Origin of the sequence: Providencia zhijiangensis, assembly GCF_030315915.2 — a bacterium.
Classification (GTDB): domain Bacteria; phylum Pseudomonadota; class Gammaproteobacteria; order Enterobacterales; family Enterobacteriaceae; genus Providencia; species Providencia zhijiangensis.
In genome coordinates, this window is sequence record NZ_CP135990.1 from 1,719,078 (window position 1) to 1,744,983 (window position 25,906).

Sequence of the window (25,906 nt, forward strand, 5' to 3'; positions counted from 1 at the left end):
TAACCCATTACAGCGATGATTAACATTTATAGGGGGAGGGTTGTTTTATAGTTAATTGAAAAATAAAAAGAAAAAATATCATTCTAATACAATGATTTTTAATTGAATTATAAATTCTCTATTTGTAAATAAAACTCATTCTCATAAAATCATTTCCAGTTTGTGGGCTCGCAAATACGTCCAAGAGTACAAAGCAAAAAGCATCATCTCCTTTTAATTTCTTATTAAATGTATAAGGAAATAACTTATGAATAAAAGTACTAAAGTTACATTAATTGCTATGTTGGTGGGTGTTTCTACTTGTGCGAGTGCGGTAACGGAATCTGCACAGAGCCAAACGTATGAAACGGAAAGATCGGATGTAACGGTAGGAGTAACGCAATCAGTTATAGGTCCACATGGTGGTGAAGTTGGTTCACCGGGTATTGGTTATCGTCATAAAGCTGATGGGAAAAGAATCTCCTTTTCAGGATTAACAAGAATGATTATGTTCCCAAAAGAGGGCAACGTCTATGTTCTTCCTAGAACTCAGCACGGCAATATCGATATGGGAAAATTTCAGTTTTCTAAAATTGCCGATGCTGAAGTTTATTATGGGGATTGGTCACAAACTGGAGCAGAAGACGATGCTAAGCACACTGCATTCTTCTCTGGCCAAGATGCGACAACAGCAGTACCAACCGAAGGTAAAGCCACTTACACCATTGCGGGAATTAACCAATATGATGGTCAGAAAAAGCTCTCTGGTGTATTTGAAGCGGACTTTGGTGATAAGGGTTATACCGGTTCATTACAGGGCGAAGATCTAAAAATTGCACTTGAAGGTAAAATTCAAGATGCAGGTTCATTCTCTGGTTCGGCGATTGCCAATGACACCGTATCGGGTATGAACTATGGTCGCTTCTTCGGTGAGAATGCAGAGCATGTGGCGGGTGTCGCGGTGTTTAACAGTGACCATCAATATGATACCGCCTTTGGTGGTAGCCAAACCGAAGAGTAATTTCTTTATTTAACACTCTTTGTTTTGCAATATCGTTGTTATCAGGTAGGCAAAAGTTATTTTGCCTACCTGTGTTTTTATGGAAGAAGAAAAAGGAAGACGGATGAAAAAAATAATCAGCAAGATTGAGGTATTAATTCTATTATTGTTCTCTGTAAATTCATTTTCTGAGCAAAATTATAGGCAACAACAATATGGACAACAACAATATGAACAAATAATCGGATTTTTAACTGAAATAAATAACGCAAGAAATAACTCACCCATTATAATTTCACTTAAAATAAATAAAACTGTCGACGACCTTGGTTTTATTCTTTATGATTTAGTCAATCGGCAGCAATTCCAAAAAATCGATGAAATATTACCTGACTATCTAAATGATGAAAATCACGATAAAGGGATGGTGGATTATATTTCAGCTGAAAGAGCTTATTTTAATGGTGATTATCCATTAGCGCTAAAGTTTTATTTAAAAATAGTTAATGGAAACCCTAACTCAGTGTTTGCTGAAATGAAATTGGCACATGTGTATATAAAAAACAGCTATTATCGGGAAGCATTAACGTTATACAAGAAAATAAAAAACAAATATAGAATAAACTTATCTGAAGACCGAATTAAGCAGATAGACAATGAAATTACAGCATTAGAAAATCGAGCTAATTGGCAGGGGAATTTCAATGCGGATGTAAAGTATGACACAAACTATACCGAGGCTCACGGTAACAAGGAGCAGCAATGTAATTCGACGTGGTGCATGCAAGGTAGTGAAATCAAATCCGGTTTAGTGTACGGGTTTTCAGGGAATACCAATAAACTTCTTTGGCAATATCGAGGGCACTCTCTGTCAGCCAGCATGGGCGGACATGTATGGGAATATCCACATCGCTCAGTAAAAAGACGTTTTACAAGTTACTCATCAGTAAACTATCAGTACCTTTATGGAAATAAAAAGGTCACATTTTCACCGATTGTAGATATGAATTGGCGAGGGCATTTATTTGATCATTACAGTGTCGGGGCGAGCGTTACCGGAGCACATTCTCCCAGCAATAAGCTTTATTTGCTATCCAATCTAACGTATAAAAATCAAACTTTCTTTGGGAAACGAGTATCGCGATCAGGTTATGATATTAATTATAGTATAACGGCAATTTATTCGGTTAATCCGCAATGGAGTTTATTCTCAAATTTATATGGTGGTAAAAATATTGAGAAATATAAAAGTGATAGCTACCAATTTTCAGGGTTAACTGTTGGGTCAATTAATGTCGTTGGCATGAATGAATTAGTCAATAAATTAACAAGCAGTAATCATGATTTTTTTGATTTTGATAGTGCACTTAATACAAAACGTAGCGATGAGTCTTGGGAGTTAAATAGTCAAATAACGCTATTAGGTCACACATTTTTATCATTAACACCAACACTCTATGTTAATTATAAATTTAATGATAGCAGTGCAAAAATAAGCTATTCCTATAATAAAAGCGAAGTGGGTTTAAATTTAAGTAAAACGTTTTAGTTCGTATTGAGATTTAATATGAAAGTAACAGCGGTGGTGGCAATGCAAATTGCCACAGGGTTAACTATGGGTGTCATTTCACTTTCGTCTTATGCCAACTCAAGGGAACAGGTGGGCAATATACAAGTAAAAGACCAGACTGATACGATTAAAATGCGGGATCAAAAAGGTGCGGATGACCAATATGACAAAGACGAATCAAATATCTATATCAGCAAAGAAGCGGCCGAACGATATAAAGGCACCAACCCCGCCGATATATTGAACCACGGTGTCGGTGTTTATAGCGGAGATGCGCGTAATAGTGGGGCGTTAGACCCAAATGTGCGAGGTATTCAAGGTCAAGGACGCGTCCCTGTTACGGTGGACGGTACGGAGCAAGCCATCACAGTGTGGCGTGGCTACAATGGGGCTAATAACCGAAACTATGTTGACCCCAATATGATCAGCAGTATTACCGTAGTAAAAAGCCCGATGTTAGATCGTGATATTCGTACCTCTATTGGTGGTGGCGTGGCAGTAAAAACCCTCAGTATTGATGATATTGTCCCATCAGATGAACGTTTTGCTGTCGATCTTAAGCTGGAAACACGCACTAATTCGACAAAGCCTCGAATCAATCAATTACATCTTGGAAGTGATTATCGAGATAACCCCATACTCATGGATAGTTTACTTAATCACTATGATGACTCTCTGTCTTTAGTGATGTTCCGTGACCCAGAAACAACGGTAGAACCAGATCAACCAGGAAGTTCCAATTTCTTTAATTTAAAAGACAGCGCGATGCGAGTGGCACTGGGGTTACGGCAAGATAAATTTAACCTGCTATTTGCCTATAGCCATCGAAACCAAGGTAACTACTTTGCAGGGCGTCATGGTGCGAACTATTTCCGAGAACCAATTATTCCTCGAGATAGTAAATACTCAGAAAAAACGTTAGATCCTAATATTCCTTTTGTTGCGAATGTTTACTTGCCAACTAAAGAAGTAGGTAATACTTCCAGTAATATCGAAACTTTTCTACAAAAAATGAATATGCAGCTCTCTGAATCACAGAGTGTCTCCCTCGGTTATGTGCATACCAAAAGCCATTATGGGGAAATTATGCCCTCGCAAATTCGTTTTCATGATTTGGCAGGGGAAATTCCCCAATGGCCGTTGGCAAATCTTAGTTTAGGCTCTTTTTATGCCAACTATGGATTTAAACCTAGCGACCAGCCGTTTATTGATTTTCAGTTAAGTTATTGGCTAACAAAAATGGATTTAAATTCAAACACTGCGGGTGCTTCACCTAGGCAGGCGATGGAGTTTGATTGGTCTACAGATATGGCCTATCGAAATCCGTATGTAAATGGAAAGCTAGTGGATGGTATAAAACTGAGTCAACTCAATGATAGGCAAGGTATTTCGGTATCTAATAAGACCCAATTACTGCCTAGCTTTGATGTGATTTTCATGGGTAACTTCACGAATGAGAAGATTTACAGCCATGATGATATCTTTGATCCTAATGCAGAAGTGCCTAAATATAACGTATTTCGAGCAATTCCGCGTGAAGGAAAGCGCCAAGAGTACAGTGGAGCAATTAGGTTGGATTGGCGGCCCACGGATTGGCTAAATGTGAATGCAGGTATTCAGTATCAAAATTATTGGTCGCGAGATTTATTAAGAGAACGCCGATTAAAAGTAAAAGATGAGCGCTTTGCTGTGCATCAAATTGAGACAGCCATGAACTTTGAATACTCTCGACCGTTAACGGAAGAGGAAGCGCGTAAAGTGAGAGAATATGTGGATAGTCAAGGGCGTACTTTTGATGGTTACAATAAGATAGGTCTCTGGCCGGACAGTAGCATTGGTACATCTAAAATTGAATGGTTTGTCGCAGAAGCGTTATCACTCCCTAAGTATTCCCTAAAAACAGCGGAGCACTATTCTACAATCCATGAAGAGTATGAGGGATTCCGTATTACCGGATTCGACTATATCAAATGGCGAGTGGATGAAGATGGCAAACTCACTACAGAGAATAACCCATTTTATAACGGGGAAATTGACCTCTCAGAAGAGGTGATTGACCCGATTAGCCAGAAAAAAGTGAAAGCAATCATAGCCTATCGTTCTCCAAATAAAGAGTGGGACTATATTTCAGTTAGTGAGAACGAAAAGTATAAAAATCCGGGTAAACGTATTAATTCCGCGTGGAGCCCATCACTGGGAGGATCAATTTACCTTTCAGAAAATGATCGCGTTTTTGCCCGTTATGCCGAAACCGTTAGAATGCCGAGTATTTTTGAAGATACCATTGGGTTCTCTGGTGCAGGTGATAGCGCCATAAGAACGCGCCCCTTTAAGCCAGAACGCAGCCATACCTTTGAAATCGGTTATGTGCGCAATTTGCAAAGTTGGTTGAAAGCAGAAAAAGCCGCCGATTTTAGAATCAACTATTACCATAATATTATCGATAATGCGTTTGATCGTGATGGCAAGTTGGTTTTTGCTCAAATGGATCAGCACCGAACTGCCGGATTAGAAGTGTTAGCTCGCTATGATAATGGGCGTTTCTTTGGGGATTTAGGGGTAGACTTCCGGCTGAAAAATGAAGTCTGTGATGATGCTTCGATGGCTCGTTTAGACCCGCTGAACAAGTATAAAGGGTCAATATGTACTGAAGGCGGTTTTCCACACGGTTACCTCCGAACTCAGTTACAACCTAAATACAGTATTCATACTAACCTCGGTATGCGCTTCTTTAATGAAAGTTTGGAAGTTGGCGGGCGTGTGCGGTATCACGCCAAGACAGAGAATAAAGATGAAGCACAGATGGCGAGCAAGTTTGGTCCTTCTTATTCACCTTTAAACAATAACCCGATGAGTTGGAATGCGGTATTTGTCACGGATGCTTATGTTACCTACCAAGTGAATAAAAACCTGTTAGTGGAGTTGTTAGCTTCTAACGTATTAAACGAATATTACATTGACCCATTGACGCGTAGCATGATGCCTGCGCCGGGAAGATCTCTTCGTTTAAGTGTGACTAGTCACTTCTAAGGCTCAGCCCCAGCAAAGTATATTTGCTGGGGCTGATTAGGAATATCGCCATGAATTATTTTCGAATTTATTATGGATTGCCGCTTTCTGGCTTATTACACGGCACGATTATTTATTTCTGTTTTTTTGCATTCAATTCATTGTCATTCAAAATGACAGCGCCGTTAATTTCGCCTGTGGTGACCGTCGCGTTAACCCAGTTTTTAGTTGAGCAACAAGTGAGCATCCCCCAAGAAAGCCAATCGGTAACTGGCGGTGAACTCAATGCCATTGAGGAGTTTGAGTACGCCAATATCAAGGTCAGCAAGCAGCGTAGCCATCAAGATAATGCCTCAAATACCGTTGCTGAAAAAACACCCAAAGAAGTGAAATCTGAAAAGCGTAATCCTGTAAAAAATAAAGCTAAGCCGGAAGAAAAAGCCAAGAAAGAAAGCCTTCGGGATGATTTACAAACCCAAAGAGCAAAAGAAGGCGAAAACACAGCAAACTCTTTAGCAGCAGGGCAGCAAGGTTCCCTCTCTCATTTTTCTGATGGTGAAAATAGCATCAATGTCAAGCAACGTTATTTAGACCAGATCAAACGGGAAATTGATAGCCATAAACAGTACCCGCGACGAGCCCGCAAAATGCGTATGCAAGGGGATATTCAAGTTCAGTTTGATGTCACAGAGAAGGGGGAGTTGGTCAATGCGAAAGTGGTGGATTCAGAAATGAGCCAATTTTTCGAACAAGCGATATTGGATGCAATTAGGCGTAGCAAGCTACTCGGCAAGCCACCTGAAAACATGAATAGAAAAATGACATTAGAAATTAACTTCAGATTAGACTAGTACTGAAATCAACAATAAAATCAAGCCGCTATGGCGTTATTTAATATAGCGATATAGCGGCATTGTACAATATTACTGTTCTGCGGGTTTTGCTTCTTTAACGTCTTTACCTTCTTCCGCTTCAGGAAGGGTGACGTTTAATTCGAGAACAGAAATATCATCATCTTTTTGTTCAAATTGTACGGATAACATTTCTGGGTCAACTTGAACATACTTGCAAATAACTTGCAAAATATCTCGCTTCATATCAGCAAGATAAGCTGGCTCACTATCACCGCGGCGACGTTCAGCAACGATGATCTGCAGTCGCTCTTTTGCGATATTTGCTGTCGTCTTTTTTCTCGACAGAAAGAAATCCAATAAAGCCATTATTTATCCCCCAAATAGACGCTTTAAGAAGCCTTTTTTCTCTTCTTCAATGAAACGCATAGGGCGATCTTCACCTAAAATACGTTCTACACAGTCGCTATATGCTTGTCCTGCTTCAGAGTCAGAGTCCAGAATGACAGGTTCACCTTGGTTAGATGAACGTAAAACAGACTGATCTTCTGGGATCACACCCACTAATGGAATGCACAGAATTTCCAAAACGTCTTCCATACTCAGCATATCACCACGAGTCACTCGACCTGGGTTATAGCGAGTTAACAATAAACGTTCTTTAATTGGGTCTTGACCTTTTTCTGCGCGGCGTGATTTAGAGGATAAAATCCCTAAAATACGGTCTGAGTCACGAACAGAAGAGACTTCTGGGTTAGTTGTGATAATGGCTTCATCAGCAAAATAAAGCGCCATTAATGCACCACTTTCAATACCGGCAGGAGAGTCACAGATAATAAAGTCAAACGCCATTTCGTTGCTGAGTTCATCCAGAATTTTCTCAACACCTTCACGAGTCAGAGCGTCTTTATCACGAGTTTGTGATGCAGGAAGAATATAAAGGTTTTCAGTTCGTTTATCTTTGATTAACGCCTGATTAAGAGTTGCATCACCTTGGATAACGTTAACGAAGTCATAGACTACTCGACGTTCACACCCCATGATTAGGTCAAGGTTACGCAGACCGATATCGAAATCGATAACTACGGTTTTCTTCCCTTTTTGAGCTAGGCCGGTAGCTATGGCCGCGCTTGAAGTGGTTTTACCAACGCCACCTTTACCTGAAGTAACAACAATTATGCGTGCCATGAATAATTCCTTGTAAATAAGGTCTAATTTAAGTATTCAATATTAAGTTTGTTATCAACTAAACAAAGTTTAGCTGCTTTGGCGAGAAATTCAGTAGGTATCTGATCACTCAGCCAATACTCGCCTGCAATGGACACTAGCTCTGCTTGCAAATGAGTACAATAAATCTGGCTTTCCATATCACCAGAGGCACCAGCAAGGGCACGACCTCTCATAACGCCATAGATATGAATATTACCATCTGCTAATAATTCTGCACCTGCACTAACATTACTTGTGACGATGAGATCACTATTTGGTGCATAAATACGCTGACCTGAACGAACAGGGGTATTGATAATACGGGTTTTGCGATAAGCAGATTCGATAGGAGCAGGTTGCGGGGCAATATCAGATTTCGCAAAAGAGACGTCATCCGTTGAAGGTTCTGGCGCTTTTTTGCTTTTACCTTCAATAAGCACTGGCAAGCCCGCTTCATTGATCTTTTGTCTTAACAGTGGATCAGTACAACCACTGACGCCCACAATTCGAAGACCAGCAGAGACAATCGCTTTGTGAATACTGTACATATCCGCGTGGTGAGTTAATTCTGCAACATTAATAACAACTGGGGCATTTTTAAGAAAATCAGGAGCCTGATTGACCTTGTCTTGCAGCGCTTTTTTGATGAGTTTAGGCTCTTCACTGTGTAAGTGAATGACTGAAAGAGTAAAACTGCTGCCTTTAAGTTCTATTGGCGATTGTGGCATCTATCTAGACTCAGCAAATTAAAATTTCCGAAACAATCCTCGGGTGAAGATACTCAGTAAAACAATAGCATGTTATAGTTACTGCATACTTCAAGCAAGCTTACGAACCAAGAAAAAGAGTTAAATATAATGATTTGTGCAATTTATAGAAGCCCGAACCGTGATCAAACTTATTTATATGTCGAGAAGAAAGATGACTTTTCACGTGTTCCAGAAGAACTCCTCAAGCAATTTGGCAAACCACAGTTTTCAATGTTAATTTCATTGGATAAACGTGAAAAGCTAGCAAATGCGGACATTGAGCGAGTTCGAGCTGACCTTCAAGACGTTGGTTACTACTTGCAATTCCCACCTCCGGTTGAAAATTTACTTTCTGAATATCGCGAATTAAACGACTAAGATAATTTAGGATGATCCTTAAAAAGCCATTATCGTCAGGAGGATAAAAATGAAGCCAACGTTATTATATACATTAGTCGCTGGTGTGCTTTTAGCAAGTTGTAGTGCTCCACAGACTCAAAAAGCTGCAACTCAAGCAAACGAAACTCGAATTCTGACAACGGCACAAGAAGCTGCGATTGAGAAAGAAGTTATCGCGCTAGATAAAGCTTTTCCAATTGATCAACGTGAACCTTCACAATTCCCCGCTTATGTGGAATTGCTGAAACAACATGCTGCGGCTCAAGGTATCAAACAATCTACGATTGATCGTGGCTTTGCTAACATTTATTTCCTTGAACGTGTCGTAAAAGCGGATAAAGGGCAACCTGAAAAACGCGCAACAGTGACGTTAGCCAGCTATTTAAAAAATGTCTTACCACAATCTCGTATTAATGCGGGTGTTGAAAAGTACTATGAAAACCAAGCTGTATTAAACGCAATTAGCCAAAAATATGGCGTGCCGCCCCAATACATTGTCTCTTTATGGGGACTCGAAAGTGGTTTTGGTCGTTCACAAGGTAAAGAAGATGTGATTTCAGCGCTTGCCACTCTCTCTTTTGAAGGGCGCCGCGAAGCACTGTTTAGTAAGCAATTATTAGCCGCACTGGAAATCATGGATAAAGGTTATATCCCTGAAGATCAGCAACTGAAAGGTTCATGGGCTGGAGCGATGGGGCAGAGCCAATTTATGCCAACCTCTTATTTATCCTATGCCGCAGATGGTGATGGTGACGGTAAAATGGACATTTGGAATAACAAAGCCGATGTCTTTGCTTCAGTTGCCAATTATTTATCCACCGAAGGGTGGCAATCTGCATTACCATGGGGCTATCAAGTTTCACTACCTGCTGATTTTAACCGTAGTTTAGAAGGGGTTAAAACGGAACAAGGGAAAACCGTTCAGGAGTGGGAAAAATTAGGGGTTAAATTACCTGCATTTTCCCAACTTTCGCCAGATGTGAAAACATGGGTGGTTATTCCTGATGACCCTGAAGGTCGAACATTCTTAGTGACCCAAAACTTCCGCACGATTATGCATTGGAATCGTTCATATTATTTCGCATTAAGTGTTTGTATGATGGCGGATGGCATCGCTGCAAAAATACAATAACGATAATAGGAGTTACCGACATGTATCAACATCGCGACTGGCAAGGTGCTTTATTAGATTTCCCTGCCAATAAAGTAGTTTGTGTGGGCAGTAACTATGCCAAACATATTAAAGAAATGGGTTCAGCACTACCTGAGGAGCCTGTCTTATTTATTAAGCCGGAAACTGCCCTGTGTGATGTGAACCAACCAATTGTTATTCCTAAAGAATTGGGCTCGGTTCACCACGAAGTTGAGATGGCGATTTTGATCGGTATGCCTCTTAAAAATGCGGATGAAGATAGGGTTGCTCGTGCAATTGCCGGTTATGCGGTAGCACTTGATTTGACCCTAAGAGACTTACAGGCAAAGTTTAAGAAAGCAGGGCAGCCATGGGAAAAAAGCAAAGCTTTTGATGGTTCATGCCCGATTTCTGGATTTATTCCCGTCAGTGGTACCAGTGACCTGCAAAATATGTCACTGAGTTTAGAAATCAACGGCGAGGTTCGTCAGTCTGGCTCGACCCGTGATATGATCACGCCAGTTTTACCGCTAATTAGCTATATGTCCCGTTTCTTTACCCTGCGTCCTGGAGACGTTATTTTAACTGGAACACCGGAAGGTGTGGGGCCATTGGCTTCTGGGGATATGTTAAAGCTAACGATTAATGATAATTCACTGACCACTAGAGTCATTTAAGTATAGGATTTTGCAGTATTATGTCTCAGTTTTTCTGGCAGGTTAAAACCTTAGATGAAATGACCGATGAAGAGTGGGAGTCTCTCTGTGATGGATGTGGGCAATGCTGCTTGCATAAATTAATGGATGAGGACACCGATGAAATCTATTTCACTAATGTGGCTTGCAACCAGTTAAATATTAAAACCTGTCAGTGCAGACATTATGCAGATCGTTTCAAATATGAAGCGGATTGCATAAAACTGACTCGGGATAATCTGGAAACATTTGCTTGGTTACCAAGTACCTGCGCATACCGCTTGTTAATGGAAGGAAAACCGCTTCCTGCTTGGCATCCATTGAAAACCGGTTCAAAAGCTGCAATGCATAATGAAGGCATCTCAGTTCGCCATATCGCAGTACGAGAAATTGATGTGGTAGAGTGGGAAGATCATATTATGAACCGCCCGAACGCCAGATAATGCATCATTAATGGACTTTTCTAAAAAACCGTTTCATTTATATGGAGCGGTTTTTTTTATCCTACGTCTTTAACTAGATTCAAACCCCTCAATTCGATGAAAAACGACAAATCGAATAAAGAACCATCAGTTTTGCCCACCTGTCAAAATCATTTGTTATAAATAAGAAATTTGCATTTTGAGGAGCTTATTAAAATAAATTACTCAAAACGAGAATAAATTTGGCTTATATTTAGCAATATTTAAATGTTAAATATTCTTTAATAAAAAGTAGAGTGATATTTAAATAATATTTGGTTAGCCTAATTAACACATGCGATGATTTTAAGTTATATTCAGTAGGATATTGAAATAATATACTTTTCCTGTCTTATTGTGCTCAAATATCTTATTGTCATTGAAGAACTAATTTAATGAGTCAATGTTATCGAAATAGAACTATGATTAACGTTATTGTCACGTTAGTTCACTGAAAAGATGAGTAGAATAGATAGTGTTAAAATCGATTAGCACTTAGCTTTAAATGCTTTTTTGTTCAAAATGAAGACATAAGGTAAATCAAAAACTCACAAAATGCGTTTTTAGGAATATTCCTAATATGCATTTTTTAGGCAATTTTTATAAATTTGGTCGAATTGTTATTTTTGAAAAATAACCTTATATATCACTGAATTACGCAAATGTGTCAAATTTTGATGCAGATCAAGTTTTTGGCTAAAAAGTACCACTTATTTAGTATTGTTAGATCAGAAATGATTATTTCCGCTTACATAGCCTCATACCTTGATACTCTTAATAAGATTAAATTGTCAAAGCCTTATTATATGACAGGAGCATTATCTTGCGGTATTTATGATTTTTTATCATAAATATTTTTCCTGCCTCTTTACCGCATTTTTTCTATTCCCTCTAAGATAGCGTTAGTCACTAAGAAATTGTTGTTATATAACTTTTTACTTCAACCTAAGACACAATAAAGTTATAGATAATTCTTTTACTCTTATTGGGAGTTAATTGGGTGTTGGAATAATAATTCGATATTTAATTTTATTTATTGGCAAATGTTTCAATATGAACATCGAGTAATTTCATAAGAATAATTTATCAATTACGTATTTTTAACACGTATAGAGTGAATTCATTTTGTAATCAAAAGAATAGAAAAAGTGTCTAAATGTAAATAAAAACACAAAATTTAACTTATATCGCAAATTTAAAATATTCACAAAAATCTCATATATCTTATAAAAACAAATTTAAATGTTATATATTTAAATTTGTTCTTTGTAATTATCTTATTCGGCCTCTAAATATGACTTATTAAGTGTAATTAATATATTGACCATTTCGATTAATAGATCGTTTCAATAGGTTGCGTCTATTAAAGTGTTAATAAGCTAAGGTAAAAACGATTTAATGACACATAAGTTTTTATGTATTCTTTGCTTCGAATTAGTGGTCATACAACTTGTTGGTCAAAAAACAGATATCACTGAGCTATTGCTTATGTGCGCATTACGGTGATCCGTTGAAGCTCTATATATGCTGACTTCTGGCTGTATTTTAATACGGTCGGGCTCTGTTTTTGCTGCTACCCAAGAATGAATAAAAGACCTCTTAATAATTTGTATAAGCAATAAATAAAAAACTCATCTTAGGAATTGAAAATGAAAAAAGTTTTACTGACTGCTATCGCAGCAACAGTTCTTGGTTTCACAACAGCAAATGCAGCAACTTCAGTTGGCGGTGGCCAAGTTAACTTTAACGGTAAAGTTATGGATGTTTCTTGTAACGTTTCCGTTGATGGTCAAGGCAGCGATGCAACTGTGTATTTAGCACCTGTTTCTTTACAAGAAGTTAAAAACGGCGGCGCTAACACTATTTTAAAACCAAAAACTTTTGCTATTGAAATCAGTGATTGTGCACAAAGCGGCAAACCTGTTACTGATACTGCAGCTTTAGGTGTGCGTTGGACTGGTGGTAACTTAGCCGCTAATACTAACGGTAGCTTAGCTAACACCGTTGTTAACGGCGCTAAAAACATCCAATTAGCACTGTCTACTGACGGCGAAAAAACCACTAAAATTTTCCCAGGTCAAGCAAGCCAACCAAAAGCAATTGGTGAGAAAAACGGTAGCAATACCCGTTTCACTTACTATGTTGGTTACTCTACAGCAACTCCTGACACTGTAAGCGCGGGTGAAATCCAAAGCTACGCGACTTACGAAATTACTTATAACTAATTTTTCAGTCAGTTTTTATCGGCATTTTCGATAAAAGCATGAGTTAGTAAGCGGTGGGTTAACTGCCGCTTTTTGCTTTGAGGCCCACATGAAAGCCATTCTATTTAGTCTTTGCTTACTGTCGAGTGTGACAGCATTTGCAAATAACATCATCGTTAACGGTACTCGTTTTGTTTATCCTAGCGATGAAAAAGAAATCACTATCCAATTAAATAATACGGCTGACCGTCCTGCTATGGCCCAAACATGGCTTGATACAGGTGATGCATCTGAAACACCTGATACCATTAAAACGCCATTTCAACTCACGCCGCCGATTTCCCGAATTGAAGCAAAAGGTGGGCAAACCATCCGCATTAAGCTGATGGATAAATCCGCCTTACCGCAAGACAGAGAATCCTTATGGTGGCTGAATCTGTTAGATATTCCACCAATGGTCAAAAATAAAGCAGAAGAAAATCAAAATGTGCTGCAATTGGCTATTCGTTCTCGTTTTAAATTTTTCTATCGCCCATCAGGCCTAGGTAGTCGCGAGCTTGCTCCTGAACAACTCGTTGTTAAAGCAGATGGCAGCAAACTTAATATCGGCAACCCGTCGCCATACTTTATTACTATTACAAAAATTTCTACTGATGGTTCTAACGGATTGAATAATGAAACAATTTTTTTAGAGCCTAAAAGCCAGTCGACGGTGACGCTCAAGCGTGCACTGACGTCAGGAACTAAGATTATTATTAATAATATCAATGATTACGGCTCAGATGTAGCGGTAAAAACTACCGTTAAATAGGATTTAGAATGAAGCAGAGAGAGTTAAAAAATAAATATACAAACTTACTCTCAGTGACAGGTTTAGTCACAGTCTGTGCTTTACCGTCGTTTTATGCTTGGAGTGAAGAAGATACCACGTATGAATTTAACAGCGGTTTCATTATAGGTAGTCAAGAAAACGTTGATTTTGACAGATTTAATACGACAGGGATCGGCCCAGGAAAATATTCCGTTGATGTGTATACCAATGGGAGTTGGAAAGGGCGATACGACCTTGATTTCGTCGCAAAAGAAAATGGACAGTTAGGAACCTGCTATACCCCAGCTCTGTTATCTGACTTGGGTATTAATGTCGAAAAATTTGCACCGACGGCGAAACCCGATAGTAAAGAGTGTCTTTTTTTAACTCAGTGGAATAGTGACCCTGATGTTAGCGACACATTTCATTCATCAACGTTACGAGTTGATATTTCTGTTCCTCAAATTTATGAGCAGAAATCATCTCGTGGCTATGTCTCTGAACAATTCTGGGAGACAGGGATCCCTGCATTGAATCTGGGCTATATGAGTAACTATTATGATAGTCACTCAAACGGCAACAATAATGCGAGTGCTTATCTCGGATTAAATGCAGGATTAAGCTATGACGGTTGGTTATTAAAGCATATTGGAAATTTAAATTGGCAACGTAAAGAGGGTGCTAATTGGCACAGTAACCAAACCTATTTACAACGTCCTATTGTTGGCTTGAAGTCTAAGGCAACCGCTGGTCAGTTTTATACTGACGGGGATATGTTTGACAGTATCAGTTTATTAGGGGCTAAAATTGCCACTGACGATACGATGTATCCTGATAGCATGAGTTCTTTTGTGCCTGAAATTCGTGGTGTTGCACAAAGCAATGCCCTTGTTACCGTCAAACAGAATGATGTCGTTATTTATCAAACCTCGGTTTCACCAGGGCCATTTAACCTCAATGATGTGTACCCATCTGGTTATGGTAATGACCTTGTCGTGACTATTAAAGAGGCCGATGGAAGTGAGTCTTCTTTTAGTGTGCCTTACACGTCGATGGCGCAGTTACTACGTCCCGGTTATACCCGTTATCAACTGTCAGGCGGTAAATCAGATGCTAAAGGTATCAGTAACCAACCGTTTATTATGCAAGGTACTTTGCAGCATGGTTTAAATAACACTTTCACACTGTATGGTGGTGTCACGGCATTTGATGACTATCAGGCTTATTTGCTAGGTGCGGGTGTGAATACGGTTATTGGTGCGGTTGCTGTCGATGTTACCCAATCAAGAACAGTATTCAATCAAAAAACGGATATGGGGCAAAGTTACCGTTTTACTTTCAACAAGTTATTTTCTGATACTGACACAAACCTTGTGCTAGCGGCATATCGTTATTCAACAGAAGATTATTACAGTCTTTCTAATGCGATTTACACGATTGATGCGGATAAGAAAGGAATAGATGGCTCATTAGGGCGTGAGAAAAACGGTTTTAGCTACACAATTAACCAAAATTTACCGTACGACTTAGGAAGTTTCTATTTTACTGGACGTATTTCAAGTTATTGGAACCGTAGCGGTATCGAAAAACAGTATCAATTAAATTACAACAACCAATTTGAACGCTTTTCGTATGGCATCTCATTTATGCGAGTCTATTCAGATAATACGCAAAGAACGCAAGATGACCGTGTGAGCTTAAATGTGAACTTCCCTCTCTATTTCGGGGATCGCAATTACGCTGCCATTACCTCAAACACCATCTTTAATAATGATAAATTTGGTTCTTCACAAGTGGGCGTTAATGGATCATTTGATACAGAAAATAATTGGACTTATGGTTTAAATACGTCGTTTGAAGAACACGGTAATAGTAACTTTGCATTGAACACGGGATACCAAACTTCAGTCGTGAATACGAATGCTAACTACAGCCAAGGTAATGGTTATCGCCAATATGGTGCTTCAGCTAATGGATCAATGGTGGTGCATGCTGGTGGAGTCACATTCTCGCCAAATACCTCTTCAACGATTGCATTAATAGAAGCGAAAGGCGCGGAAGGGGCTTCTGTCATGGGATCACAGAATACTAAAATTGATAGCCATGGGTATGCGTTAGCGCCTTATGTTCGTCCTTATCGTATTAATAATGTCGACATTGACCCGAAAGGTAGCCCAGAAGACATCGTATTTAATAGCACCACTGCGCAAGTTGTACCGTATGAAGGTAGCGTCGTAAAAGTTGTTTTTGATACGAAAGTTGAGAAAAATGCGGTGTATAGCGTGGTTAGACCAAACAATAAAGCGCTGCCATTTGGTGCCAATGTTTTGGATCCTCAAGGGAATTACATTGGTGTTGTAGGGCAAGGTGGTACCGTTTTTATCAGTAATAATGAATCTAAACTTGCGACAGTGAAATGGGAAGGCGGCGAGTGCTCGTTCCCATTAACGGCGGAAAACAGTCAGGAGAGTCTATGTCAATGATCAAAAAATGGCGCTGGCTAATTGGTGCTGGTGTTCTCCTTGCTACTCAGTATGCATTAGCTTTTGGGTATGCAGATGTTTGTTATCGCAAGAATGTAAGACCCATAGATCTCAATATGACTTTAGGCAATGTTGTTGTTGATCCAAACCTTCCTGTTGGAGGGATTATTATGAGAAAACAATGGCCTATGCGTACTAATGGCTATCAATCGTATTTAACATGCTATGGAACGAATGCGCTTCAAGCTGAAGTGGTGATGGGCGGCCTGCGTCATTTAGGTGATGGCGTTTATCAATCCAGTATCCCAGGGATAGGAATGAAATTTGAACGTGGTGGAAACCAAGTCAATATTCTCTATCCCGGTACTCATACGATTTACGGCGGGCGAAATGGTGTAAGCGTATACCTTGAAAACTCAACGTTCACATTAACGTTGATAAAAACCGCACGAAAAACAGGTTCTGGCACAATTGCTAATGGGCAGTACACCGAATATGGTTACAAACATAATACGGATCCGCTAATTCGGACGTATCTACAAGGAAATGCAATCACCATTGTATCGCCATCTTGCTTAATCAATGGTGGACGAGAACAGAATGTGACACTCGCGCCGATAAAACGCAATCAATTGACCGCTTATCAAGCACCTGTGGGAGAAATTGATTTTGATATTACCATGGAGTGTAACGGTGGTATTACCTCTTCAGGCTTAACTACATTTAATATTGATTTTCGTGGAAATGCTTCGGCTAGTGATGTTAATGGTGTATTAAGAAATGAAGAAGCTGGAACTAATGGTGCAAAGGGTGTTGGTATTCAAGTGATAGAAAGAAGTAGTAAAGCACCATTAAGTTTTACTCATAGTTATAAAGTAGGTACCGTAGTGAATAATCAAGATGATTTGTTAATTTTTCCTTTAACAGCTCGATACTTTCCTTATGAAAGAGCGATTTCGGCAGGTGATGTTCGGTCGCATTTGGTTTTCAATGTAACCTACGATTAAAAATTACATTAATTTTCTATAATGAATCGCATATTTTCAATGAAAGATATGCGATTTTTTATTTTTAAATTAATACTGGTCAGTGGTGTGAGGTCGGATATTTTATTATATATATAATATGCAATTTTAATTTTTCGAGAGAAATAAAAAATACCCAGGAAGCTAATTTTAATCGATAAAGATTAATTACTACATTAGCCTTAGCTGGGTATTTTTAGATAATTAAAAAAAGATTATTATGCGTGATGTTTAGATGGAATAATTACACTTTCTGCTGCGTATTGTAATTCTCTATTCGGAATATCGAATGAATGGTCATCGTTATTATTAATTTCACTTTTATAACCGTTAAAGAACCATTCGATGGGACACATTAAAATCTCAGCAATATCAATTAGATGGTCGATTGGAATCTTGTTAATACCATTTTCATACCGCGATATTTGCTGCTGACTTAAATGTAACTTATTTGCTAGATTTGCACCTGACAAGCCTAGCTCTTTTCTCCGGTTTTTTATTTTAAGACCAATGACACTATGAATGTCCATATGACATACTCAACTTATTATTAAGGTTATTATCAGTCGTTCTCACTATATATTATATTAAATTATAAGCTGGTTTGAAAGCTAATAATTTAATATAACGTCAAATTAAAGTGTTTAACTTTCAATGATAGTCATATTAAAAAGTTTGACACTTGTTGCTGTAATGGCATTTTGAATATTCTGAATTAAAATAACAATAAGAATATCCCGCTAGAATTATGCGGTTAAACCTGTCTGTTTAATAAAATCGACATTTTCTTATTTGTAAGTCAATTGTTTAATATGTTGATTAGTTTGGTTAAATTGTTCCATTTTGGAACTTTTTGGTTGGTTAGGAGATGTTCTGTATTTCCCATCTCCTTAATAATTATTTATTTTGAATATAAATGGAAATATAAATTAATGAATTTAAAATACAATGCTGTGATTTATTTGTGAATTAAAATTTAATTTGTATTTTGTTTTATTTGATTTTTATAATTAAATATAACTAAATTAATTATATGAAATAATAAAAAAGAAATTTCTTTAACGCTACACTAAGTATAAATATCAAGTATACTTGAGTTAAATTAATTCGCTTTATCACTGAGTGTGCGAGGGTAACATGAAACTGTATATCTATGATCATTGTCCATTTTGTGTTCGTGCCAGAATGATTTTTGGCTTAAAAAAAGTTGCGGTAGAAGAAGTTATTTTGTTGGATAACGATATCGAAACCCCAACACGTATGATAGGGCGCAAAATGGTACCTATTCTAGAGAAAGAAGATGGTAGCTATTTACCTGAGAGTTTAGATATTGTGCGTTATGTTGACCAATTAAGTGAACCCCGTTTAGCTGCAGGAGAAATTAGCCCTGAAATTGATAGCTGGTATAAAGCAGTTTCTTCGACGGTATCTAAATTAGTGACACCACGTTTTACTGAATCTGAATTTCCTGAGATAGCGACAGAGGCGGCTAAAACCGCATATATCCAGCGTGTTAGCAAGTTTCATGGGGATGATTTATCCATACTGCGTAAAGAAACGCACACGCTGTTGATTGAGTTAGAGCCGCATATGGATCTATTAGATGTATGGCTAGAAAAGCGTAGCAAAGCACTTGTGGATATTAACGACTTTATTATCTTCCCTGTGTTGCGTAGCTTAAGTATCGTGAAAGAAATAGGTTTTAGTACCACAATTCATGACTATATGGATCGCACATCAAAAGCGACGGGAATTAATTTGTTATTCAGCCAAGCTAAGTAGCCTTTAACGGATAGCAATAGAATAAGATAAAAAACCGCCAGATTAAAAATGGCGGTTTTTTATTTTGTAATAAGGGCAGAATTACTGCATATAATCACTCAAGGTATAAACAAGTTTATAATGCCCTTGTGTCAACGTTAAATGATCTTTGGTTAATGTTACTGTTGCTCCATTTTTCAGCATACGGTTAATTAAGCTATCCCATCGTGAAAGATCCTCATCTACGCACTCTAATTCTGTTTTACTTAATGTTTTAACTTTTAATGTTGCATTATTAATTGTGCCCATTCCGTTAAAGTCATTACACATAGAAGCGGAGACAAACAATTTTTCACCGAATGAAATGGACGGTGCGGTCTGTTTTTTAGCAATGCGCTGACCATCCACTTCAGTTAAGACAAAATTATGATGCATCAACTGCTGCTCAAGGGATTGCTGACTGCTACCCGCCTTGACTTGATGGGTTTGGCAAGCGGCAAGTAACAAACCAAAGAGAGTGAGCGGGATCAATCTTTTCATGATGCGAGATCCAACTAAGGCTTCACAACGTTCGGGCAGTTCTCGCCACGACTGATTTGCTGAATATTACTCAGTGTTGTTAAGCTGATACTTGTTAAGGCTTCTTCAGTTAAAAACGCCTGATGACCAGTAAATAAGACGTTATGGCAAGAAGACAATCGGCGGAAGATATCATCTTGAATCACATCATTAGATTTATCTTCAAAGAATAAATCTCTTTCATTCTCATACACATCCATGCCTAATGCGCCAATTTTTTGGGATTTAAGTGCATTAATAGCAGCCGCAGAATCGACTAAAGCTCCACGGCTGGTATTGATGATCATCACGCCCGATTTCATGCGATTAAATGCATTTTCATCCAGTAAATGGTGGTTCTCCGGTGTTAAAGGACAGTGCAGAGAAATAACATCGGATTCCCGATACAAGGTGTCTAAATCGACATACTCGGCACCCAGATCAAGGACGGCTTGGTTAGGGTATGGGTCATGAGCCAGTAAGCGCATCCCAAAACCTTTTAAAATTCGTAGTGTGGCTTGGCCAATTTTGCCCGTACCAATAATACCAGCAGTACGGTTATGCATATTAAAGCCAGTTAAACCTTCAAGAGAAAAGTTAGCATCCCGAGTGCGTTGATACGCACGATGAATACGGCGATTCAAGCATAGCATCATGCCAACAGCATGTTCTGCAACAGCTTCAGGGGAATAAGCAGGAACGCGAACGACTTGAATGCCCAACTCATTGGCGGCATCCAAATCAACATTGTTAAAGCCAGCGCAGCGTAACGCGAGAATATGGACATCGAGAGCCGCGAGCTCTTCCAGCACAGCACGGTTCGCTTCATCATTAACAAAAATGCAGACTGCATCAGCACCGACGGCGTTTTTAGCCGTCTGAACAGTTAATGGAAAATCAAAGTATTCAATATTAAAATTAAACTCTGATTGTTGGTTGACCTGTTCCATATGTTTGCGATCATACTGTTTGGTGCTATAGGAAACAATTTTCATCAGAGGAACTCCATAATTTATAGGAACCAATAAATGACAAAGTGTAGGTAAAATAAACAAACCTACAAAAATATGCGTTCAGAATAAGACAATTAGTGATGTAAATCACCTCTAAATTAAGAAAATATCTTACTGTTTACGTTTGATTTTCGTTTGCTCACTATCTTTAACAAAGACGGCCATTTTTAGTGTTAAAATAATGCAACTGTTAAGTTTTATTTTTCTTCTTTTACAGAATAGATTGGTTTTAAAGAATAAAGAAAGTTAAGGAGCAGCGTGAAAATTTGCATTATTGGTATATCGGGAGCAGGAAAAACAACGCTCGCTCAAAAGTTATCGGAAGAATTTAGTCTCCCCGCATATGGTTATGATGAAATTTATTGGGATAAAACCCAAACGGAGTACGTTAAAAATACGCCGGAAACTATGAAGTCGCTGATTTCGGAGATCAAATCTAAAGAAAGCTGGATAATGGAAGGCTCTTATGACAAGCGTTTAGCGCCTTTTTTTGCCGATAGCTCATTAATTATTAGGCTCAACATTCCTTATCGAGTTTGCGCGTATCGGATCATTAAACGCTTTTTTATATCGCAATTAAAGGGTGTGCGACCAAAAGAAACCTTCATGAATACGATAGAGCTACTGCGTTTCGCTAAGCAATTTGATCAGCGATTGGATGATTTTTTTGCAACTAATCCGATGTTTGCCGAAAAAGTGAAGGTTGTGCATGATGCACAATCATGTTTTCATGAAATTACCAACCATGCAACATCGCATAATCATTAAGAACTGACTGAAAATAATGAAGTAACAGAATGAACGGATAGGGTTAAGTTGTTCATTTCTGCTTTAAAAGATTAGAATATATTTATCTAAATAGAGAAAGTTATTATGGATATGACCTACATTGCAATGCAAGTTGTCGGACTGCTCGTTCCGATGCATCCTTTCGCTTTATTTTCGTCCATCTCATCAATGGTATTTATTGTTGCCTCATGAAGATGGTACTTAGAGAATATTCATGAAACGGGCAATAAAAATACTGTTTTTCTTATTAGGGGTGAGTGTTGTGCTCCTAATCATATTATGGACAACATTAACCCGTTGGGCGCCCGTTGTTGCTAAACATTTTTTACCCACACCAGTGACACTGTCACTTTCTGAACCACAACTTGTTAATCATCAAATTAGATTCCCGAGTGTGGGATTAAGTGCAAATAATTGTTCTCTTGCAACAGTAACGGATGCCCGAATCTCTTTTTTCCCGATTAGGGCCAAAGTTGATGGGCTTGATGTTAATGCGGAATGTTTGGATGGAATCAAAACGAGTGAGGAGTCACCAAGTTCTCCTATAAACATCACCGAGATACTGGATGCTATCCCTCAATTTTCACTCGTCATTGATAAGATCACACTGCATTCTTGGGAGCAGTATCAAGGTAGTTTATGGTTACGCAGTACCGCTGATTCTCCACTTATGTTGGATTATCAAGGGAAAAATGTACGGGTTTCTTCTTTTGTTAATTCGCAAAATCAACTGATTGTGCAGCAATTTTCGGCAACATTACCTCAGAGCACATTAGCGTTAGAAGAGTTGCAAGCTCTGGATCAAAATAAGCCACAAGAAGAGCCTCAACATATTGAATTAACAGCGCAATTGGCTTTACCTCTGACGACGGCTCAACTGCCCGAAACGGGAGATATCGAAGCCCAATTTAAGCTTATTGAGTTAAATAAACGCTTAAATACAAAACTGCATTGGCAGCGCGATCAAGGCTTACTGACCGTTACAGATCTTGAGCAGCAACAAGAATTATTCCATCTTCCATGGCAGGTTTCATCATCACAAGTGACCGTAACGGATGGGCAATGGCGCTGGAATGATGGACAAATTCCACTTCATGGTGGAATTGCATTTCAAATTGATAACTGGAATCAAACCCTGAGTGAGTTTGTGGTTTCAGGACGTTTGAACATGTTGACTGATGCGAAAAAAGGAAAAGCTAACTTAGTCCTTACGCTTGAGCCTAGTCGTATCAATCTCCTCGATGCGGATATTGATTTTAGACTCAACGGTCAAGTGAAATACGATGACATGGTACTGGATATCAATTTGCCAGCGAAAATTGCAGGCCAGTTGGTTTCACCCACCGTCGCATTTATGCCTGGTTCGTTATTGAGAGCCTATGGGCGGGTTTCACCGACGATTCTGTTACGAGAAATACGCTTACCTTTGGCGGGTACGCGTTTAAATGCCGACGGAATTTCGGGGCGCTTACAAGCAATTTTAAAGGTAAAAGAACAATATTGGGGTGACTTTGATATTCATCTCGATGGCAGTGCGAATAAGTTTAATATTGATAAAGGTAAATGGTTCTGGAATTACTGGGGTAATGCTCAGCTGCCTGCGTTAGCGGCTCGTTGGGATGTTAAAGGCAACGGCAGTTGGCAAGATACACAATTAACGCTCAATAGCTTAAATACGGGATTTGACCAAATTAAATATGGTTTACTCTCCATGTCTGCTCCACGTCTTAAATTGACATCCCCGTTGGTTTGGCAGCGTGATCACGCAAAAGCGGATTTTTATGGCGCATTACAATTAACCAGTAATCGAATGTTATTTGGTGCAGATAGCTATTTGCCTAAAATTACGGCAAATGCGGAACTTAAGGGTACATCCCCAGCCAGTTTTCAGTTGAAAGGGGATTTAAGTACCCGACAAGTAGGGCCTATTGTTATATTTGGACGCTGGGACGGTGAACGTCTGCGTGGTGAAGCACGTTGGCCGGAGCAGTCAGTTAAAGCATTTCAGACATTAATTCCGAAAGACCTAGGTATTGAATTACGTGAAGGTAAACTATTTTCTCAAGCTGCTTTTTCCATGACTCCAGAAAATGGTTTTATTGCTGGTGGACATTGGCGAGTGCAAAATACGAGCTTATGGATGAAGGATGGTGAGCTTAATGGTTTGGATTTTGTCTTACCGTGGAAATTACATAATAGTACGTGGACATTAGGTGAGAAATCACCCGTTGAATTACGCATTAAGCACGTCTCGAATTTGTTTGAATTCACCGATATCAAAGCTGATTTATCAGGAACGTATCCGCCAACGGAGACTCATCCGATCCAGCTTAGCAATGTTGGTTTTAAAATGTTAGGCGGGGAAATCAATCTCGATTTACTGCGCTGGCCACAAAATAAACCGGCAACAATTAGTGTTCATCAAGTGGAGCTTAGCGAGCTATTCACAAAACTAAAAGTTTCACAATTTGCTGTTTCTGGTCGAGTAAATGGTGAGTTGCCATTTTACCTTAATAATCCTGATTGGATTATTAAAGGGGGATGGATGGAAAATAACGGGCCTTTGACATTACGCTTAGATACCAATTTTGTGGAGTCTATTGCCAAAGATAATATTTCAGCAGGATCGGCGATTGGATGGCTACAATATCTTGAAATTCAACGCAGTCGTACCGATGTGAATGTCACAAACTTGGGATTACTCACCATGTCGACTATTCTTGAAGGGTATAACACTAAAGAAGCCAAGAAGCGTGAAGTTCACTTAAATTATCACCATGAAGAGAATATTTTTCAGTTATGGCGCAGTTTACGTTTTGGTACTGGCTTAGAAGAATGGCTCGAAAAGAATATATAAAAGGGAAAAGGACTAACGTGAAAACATTAAAATTGATCATGATGATGGCAATGGCGTCGCTATTAACGGCATGTTTACGCGTAGAAGTCGCTACGCCAGATAAGCCAATTAACATCAATATGAATGTTAAGATTGAACATGAAATCCAAATTAAAGCTGACCGACAAGTCGAAGAATTATTAAAGGAAAACAGCGATCTATTCGGTGAGGTACCTGCAAAATGATAAACTGGTTTAAAGTCGTCACGTTATGTTCCACATTAAGCATATTTTCTGCATTTGCTCTGACGGTGGAAGAAGGTAAAACTCACGGTATGGTGGGAGAAACCTTATCGGGATATTTGGCGGTAATTGACCAAAGTAGTGCAGATGCAAAGCAATTGGTTGAACATATCAATGCCGAAAGAAAAAATCGATATACAGAAATTGCAGATAAAAATGGGCTTAAAACCAATGATGTCGCAAGAATGGCTGGGCAGAAATTAGTTGAACGGGCGCCGACGGGAGAATATGTACGCGGTATTAATGGGCAATGGATGCAGAAAAAATAAAATGCGCACGAAAACTAATATAGTGCGCACTATTTAACGAAGCCTACTGCTAAGCAATCAGTAAATCAATATGGTTTTTCGCATGTGATTGCGCTTTCTCTGCGGATTCAGCGCTTAATGCGGTACCTTCCGCGAAAACAAATTCAATATCTGTAATACCGATAAAATTCAAAAACAGGGTAATGTAAGGCACCATCGTATCAGTTGGGGTGTCTTTATAAATACCACCACGGCTTGTGAGGACATAAGCCCGTTTATTGTTTAATAAGCCGACAGAACCTTGCTCGGTATATTTAAAGGTATGCCCAGAACGGGCGATAAAATCAAAGTAATGTTTCAACTGAGATGGCACGGAAAAGTTGTACATTGGCGCTGTGATCACCAGAACATCACTTTGTTTAATTTCATCAATGAGCTGATTTGATAGGTCTAAATGTGCTTGTTGCTGCGCGGTTTTAGTGTCAGTAGGTGCAAAAGCTGCTAAAATTTCGCCATCAATCGCAGGGATTGGCTGGTTAACTAAATCTCGAACTGTAAATTCATCAGCGGGATTTTTTTCTTGCCACTGTTGTACAAAATAATCAGCCATTTTATTGCTGTGTGAATAATCTGCCAAAATGCTTGATTTCAATAGTAATACTTTACTCATTATTTTCCTCAGAACTCGTCTATCTTTCATTGAGTATAATGATACTCAGTGCATAACATATTGATAGGGATAAATTTAGAAGGCATGGTTCAAAAAAATTGATGGTATTTGTATGAGATAACTAAAACCATAAAACAAACCTAAATATTGTC

24 protein-coding genes are annotated in these 25,906 nt (G+C 38.8%); 17 read left to right on the forward strand and 7 right to left on the reverse strand.

Features of this window, described 5'->3' with window-relative positions; all coding sequences use genetic code 11:
• The first annotated feature begins 247 nt into the window (after positions 1–247).
• The 4 genes from QS795_RS07870 (at position 248) to QS795_RS07885 (ending at position 6,409) form a co-directional block, all read left to right on the forward strand.
• A complete protein-coding gene (locus QS795_RS07870; RefSeq protein WP_286272099.1) occupies positions 248–1,000 on the forward strand; it encodes a Slam-dependent surface lipoprotein in 753 nt (250 codons plus the stop codon).
• Positions 1,001–1,079: 79 nt separating this feature from the next.
• Entirely contained in the window at positions 1,080–2,528 is a 1,449-nt protein-coding gene (locus QS795_RS07875; RefSeq protein WP_286272098.1) for a surface lipoprotein assembly modifier, read from the forward strand.
• Positions 2,529–2,546: 18 nt separating this feature from the next.
• Positions 2,547–5,579, forward strand: a complete 3,033-nt coding sequence (locus tag QS795_RS07880) for a TonB-dependent receptor domain-containing protein (protein WP_286272097.1) — start codon at positions 2,547–2,549, stop codon at positions 5,577–5,579.
• Positions 5,580–5,629: 50 nt separating this feature from the next.
• Positions 5,630–6,409 (forward strand): energy transducer TonB, encoded by a 780-nt coding sequence (locus tag QS795_RS07885; protein WP_286272096.1) that lies wholly within the window; start codon positions 5,630–5,632, stop codon positions 6,407–6,409.
• A 72-nt stretch (positions 6,410–6,481) separates the two neighbouring features.
• On the opposite strand, the gene minE is transcribed toward QS795_RS07885, so the two are convergent.
• From minE to minC, 3 genes are read right to left on the reverse strand one after another with little or no spacing between them, the layout of a single operon-like run.
• A complete protein-coding gene (minE, locus tag QS795_RS07890) occupies positions 6,482–6,778 on the reverse strand; it encodes a cell division topological specificity factor MinE (RefSeq protein WP_036948203.1) in 297 nt (98 codons plus the stop codon).
• Between the two features lie 3 nt (positions 6,779–6,781).
• Complete coding sequence (gene minD, locus QS795_RS07895; RefSeq protein WP_154603880.1) at positions 6,782–7,597, reverse strand: septum site-determining protein MinD; 816 nt, start codon at positions 7,595–7,597, stop codon at positions 6,782–6,784.
• Between the two features lie 23 nt (positions 7,598–7,620).
• The gene (minC, locus tag QS795_RS07900) at positions 7,621–8,346 is read right to left on the reverse strand and encodes a septum site-determining protein MinC (protein WP_154626774.1); all 726 of its coding nucleotides are present in this window, start codon (positions 8,344–8,346) and stop codon (positions 7,621–7,623) included.
• A gap of 129 nt (positions 8,347–8,475) precedes the next feature.
• On the opposite strand from minC, the gene QS795_RS07905 reads away from it, so the two are divergent.
• From QS795_RS07905 to QS795_RS07940, 8 genes are all read left to right on the forward strand, one after another.
• Positions 8,476–8,745 carry a YcgL domain-containing protein gene (locus QS795_RS07905; protein WP_036948197.1) on the forward strand — a complete coding sequence of 90 codons (270 nt, stop codon included), beginning with the start codon at positions 8,476–8,478 and terminating at the stop codon, positions 8,743–8,745.
• A gap of 49 nt (positions 8,746–8,794) precedes the next feature.
• Entirely contained in the window at positions 8,795–9,898 is a 1,104-nt protein-coding gene (locus QS795_RS07910; RefSeq protein ID WP_286272093.1) for a lytic murein transglycosylase, read from the forward strand.
• Positions 9,899–9,918: 20 nt separating this feature from the next.
• Positions 9,919–10,575, forward strand: coding sequence for a fumarylacetoacetate hydrolase family protein (locus QS795_RS07915; protein WP_154603877.1), 657 nt, complete (start codon positions 9,919–9,921; stop codon positions 10,573–10,575).
• Between the two features lie 17 nt (positions 10,576–10,592).
• Entirely contained in the window at positions 10,593–11,036 is a 444-nt protein-coding gene (locus QS795_RS07920) for a YcgN family cysteine cluster protein (RefSeq protein WP_224061158.1), read from the forward strand.
• A gap of 1,667 nt (positions 11,037–12,703) precedes the next feature.
• Positions 12,704–13,279 carry a fimbrial protein gene (locus QS795_RS07925; protein ID WP_154603876.1) on the forward strand — a complete coding sequence of 192 codons (576 nt, stop codon included), beginning with the start codon at positions 12,704–12,706 and terminating at the stop codon, positions 13,277–13,279.
• 88 nt (positions 13,280–13,367) lie between these two features.
• Complete coding sequence (locus QS795_RS07930; RefSeq protein ID WP_132495887.1) at positions 13,368–14,069, forward strand: fimbrial biogenesis chaperone; 702 nt, start codon at positions 13,368–13,370, stop codon at positions 14,067–14,069.
• Positions 14,070–14,077: 8 nt separating this feature from the next.
• Complete coding sequence (locus tag QS795_RS07935) at positions 14,078–16,552, forward strand: fimbria/pilus outer membrane usher protein (RefSeq protein WP_318627131.1); 2,475 nt, start codon at positions 14,078–14,080, stop codon at positions 16,550–16,552.
• The gene (locus QS795_RS07940) at positions 16,543–17,559 is read left to right on the forward strand and encodes a fimbrial protein (protein WP_286272089.1); all 1,017 of its coding nucleotides are present in this window, start codon (positions 16,543–16,545) and stop codon (positions 17,557–17,559) included. Before QS795_RS07935 ends, QS795_RS07940 begins: the two co-directional genes overlap by 10 nt.
• 236 nt (positions 17,560–17,795) lie before the next feature.
• Here QS795_RS07940 and QS795_RS07945 read toward each other — a convergent pair whose 3' ends face one another.
• Positions 17,796–18,107, reverse strand: coding sequence for a helix-turn-helix domain-containing protein (locus QS795_RS07945; RefSeq protein WP_286272088.1), 312 nt, complete (start codon positions 18,105–18,107; stop codon positions 17,796–17,798).
• Between the two features lie 607 nt (positions 18,108–18,714).
• Between QS795_RS07945 and grxB the strand changes: the two genes are divergently transcribed.
• The gene (gene grxB, locus QS795_RS07950) at positions 18,715–19,359 is read left to right on the forward strand and encodes a glutaredoxin 2 (protein ID WP_286272086.1); all 645 of its coding nucleotides are present in this window, start codon (positions 18,715–18,717) and stop codon (positions 19,357–19,359) included.
• 81 nt (positions 19,360–19,440) lie between these two features.
• Here the strand turns inward: grxB and QS795_RS07955 are convergent, their stop codons facing one another.
• Together QS795_RS07955 and QS795_RS07960 are read right to left on the reverse strand one after the other, a co-directional pair.
• A complete protein-coding gene (locus QS795_RS07955; protein WP_286272083.1) occupies positions 19,441–19,878 on the reverse strand; it encodes an META domain-containing protein in 438 nt (145 codons plus the stop codon).
• Positions 19,879–19,892: 14 nt separating this feature from the next.
• Complete coding sequence (locus QS795_RS07960) at positions 19,893–20,891, reverse strand: 2-hydroxyacid dehydrogenase (protein WP_154603870.1); 999 nt, start codon at positions 20,889–20,891, stop codon at positions 19,893–19,895.
• Between the two features lie 276 nt (positions 20,892–21,167).
• Between QS795_RS07960 and QS795_RS07965 the strand changes: the two genes are divergently transcribed.
• The 4 genes from QS795_RS07965 (at position 21,168) to QS795_RS07980 (ending at position 25,105) form a co-directional block, all read left to right on the forward strand.
• Positions 21,168–21,677, forward strand: a complete 510-nt coding sequence (locus tag QS795_RS07965; protein ID WP_286272079.1) for a P-loop NTPase family protein — start codon at positions 21,168–21,170, stop codon at positions 21,675–21,677.
• Between the two features lie 235 nt (positions 21,678–21,912).
• The gene (locus tag QS795_RS07970; RefSeq protein WP_318627134.1) at positions 21,913–24,555 is read left to right on the forward strand and encodes a YdbH family protein; all 2,643 of its coding nucleotides are present in this window, start codon (positions 21,913–21,915) and stop codon (positions 24,553–24,555) included.
• Between the two features lie 38 nt (positions 24,556–24,593).
• Entirely contained in the window at positions 24,594–24,779 is a 186-nt protein-coding gene (locus QS795_RS07975) for a YnbE family lipoprotein (protein ID WP_036948339.1), read from the forward strand.
• On the forward strand, positions 24,776–25,105 hold the full coding sequence (locus QS795_RS07980; protein ID WP_286272074.1) for a YdbL family probable chaperone protein: 330 nt from the start codon (positions 24,776–24,778) through the stop codon (positions 25,103–25,105). Before QS795_RS07975 ends, QS795_RS07980 begins: the two co-directional genes overlap by 4 nt.
• Before the next feature lie 49 nt (positions 25,106–25,154).
• Here the strand turns inward: QS795_RS07980 and QS795_RS07985 are convergent, their stop codons facing one another.
• Positions 25,155–25,754: an FMN-dependent NADH-azoreductase gene (locus tag QS795_RS07985; protein WP_286272072.1), complete on the reverse strand. Its 600-nt coding sequence runs from the start codon at positions 25,752–25,754 to the stop codon at positions 25,155–25,157.
• Positions 25,755–25,906 lie beyond the last annotated feature (152 nt).

Coding starts and splice junctions, on each gene's coding strand:
- QS795_RS07930 (WP_132495887.1), top strand. CDS start 13,368: ATGAAAGCCATTCTATTTAGTCTTTGCTTACTGTCGAGTGTGACAGCA.
- QS795_RS07980 (WP_286272074.1), top strand. CDS start 24,776: ATGATAAACTGGTTTAAAGTCGTCACGTTATGTTCCACATTAAGCATA.
- minD (WP_154603880.1), bottom strand. CDS start 7,597: ATGGCACGCATAATTGTTGTTACTTCAGGTAAAGGTGGCGTTGGTAAA.
- QS795_RS07985 (WP_286272072.1), bottom strand. CDS start 25,754: ATGAGTAAAGTATTACTATTGAAATCAAGCATTTTGGCAGATTATTCA.
- QS795_RS07885 (WP_286272096.1), top strand. CDS start 5,630: ATGAATTATTTTCGAATTTATTATGGATTGCCGCTTTCTGGCTTATTA.
- QS795_RS07940 (WP_286272089.1), top strand. CDS start 16,543: ATGTCAATGATCAAAAAATGGCGCTGGCTAATTGGTGCTGGTGTTCTC.
- QS795_RS07915 (WP_154603877.1), top strand. CDS start 9,919: ATGTATCAACATCGCGACTGGCAAGGTGCTTTATTAGATTTCCCTGCC.
- QS795_RS07870 (WP_286272099.1), top strand. CDS start 248: ATGAATAAAAGTACTAAAGTTACATTAATTGCTATGTTGGTGGGTGTT.
- QS795_RS07955 (WP_286272083.1), bottom strand. CDS start 19,878: ATGAAAAGATTGATCCCGCTCACTCTCTTTGGTTTGTTACTTGCCGCT.
- QS795_RS07975 (WP_036948339.1), top strand. CDS start 24,594: ATGATGATGGCAATGGCGTCGCTATTAACGGCATGTTTACGCGTAGAA.
- QS795_RS07910 (WP_286272093.1), top strand. CDS start 8,795: ATGAAGCCAACGTTATTATATACATTAGTCGCTGGTGTGCTTTTAGCA.
- minE (WP_036948203.1), bottom strand. CDS start 6,778: ATGGCTTTATTGGATTTCTTTCTGTCGAGAAAAAAGACGACAGCAAAT.
- QS795_RS07925 (WP_154603876.1), top strand. CDS start 12,704: ATGAAAAAAGTTTTACTGACTGCTATCGCAGCAACAGTTCTTGGTTTC.
- QS795_RS07945 (WP_286272088.1), bottom strand. CDS start 18,107: ATGGACATTCATAGTGTCATTGGTCTTAAAATAAAAAACCGGAGAAAA.
- QS795_RS07960 (WP_154603870.1), bottom strand. CDS start 20,891: ATGAAAATTGTTTCCTATAGCACCAAACAGTATGATCGCAAACATATG.
- QS795_RS07875 (WP_286272098.1), top strand. CDS start 1,080: ATGGAAGAAGAAAAAGGAAGACGGATGAAAAAAATAATCAGCAAGATT.
- QS795_RS07970 (WP_318627134.1), top strand. CDS start 21,913: ATGAAACGGGCAATAAAAATACTGTTTTTCTTATTAGGGGTGAGTGTT.
- QS795_RS07880 (WP_286272097.1), top strand. CDS start 2,547: ATGAAAGTAACAGCGGTGGTGGCAATGCAAATTGCCACAGGGTTAACT.
- minC (WP_154626774.1), bottom strand. CDS start 8,346: ATGCCACAATCGCCAATAGAACTTAAAGGCAGCAGTTTTACTCTTTCA.
- grxB (WP_286272086.1), top strand. CDS start 18,715: ATGAAACTGTATATCTATGATCATTGTCCATTTTGTGTTCGTGCCAGA.
- QS795_RS07905 (WP_036948197.1), top strand. CDS start 8,476: ATGATTTGTGCAATTTATAGAAGCCCGAACCGTGATCAAACTTATTTA.
- QS795_RS07935 (WP_318627131.1), top strand. CDS start 14,078: ATGAAGCAGAGAGAGTTAAAAAATAAATATACAAACTTACTCTCAGTG.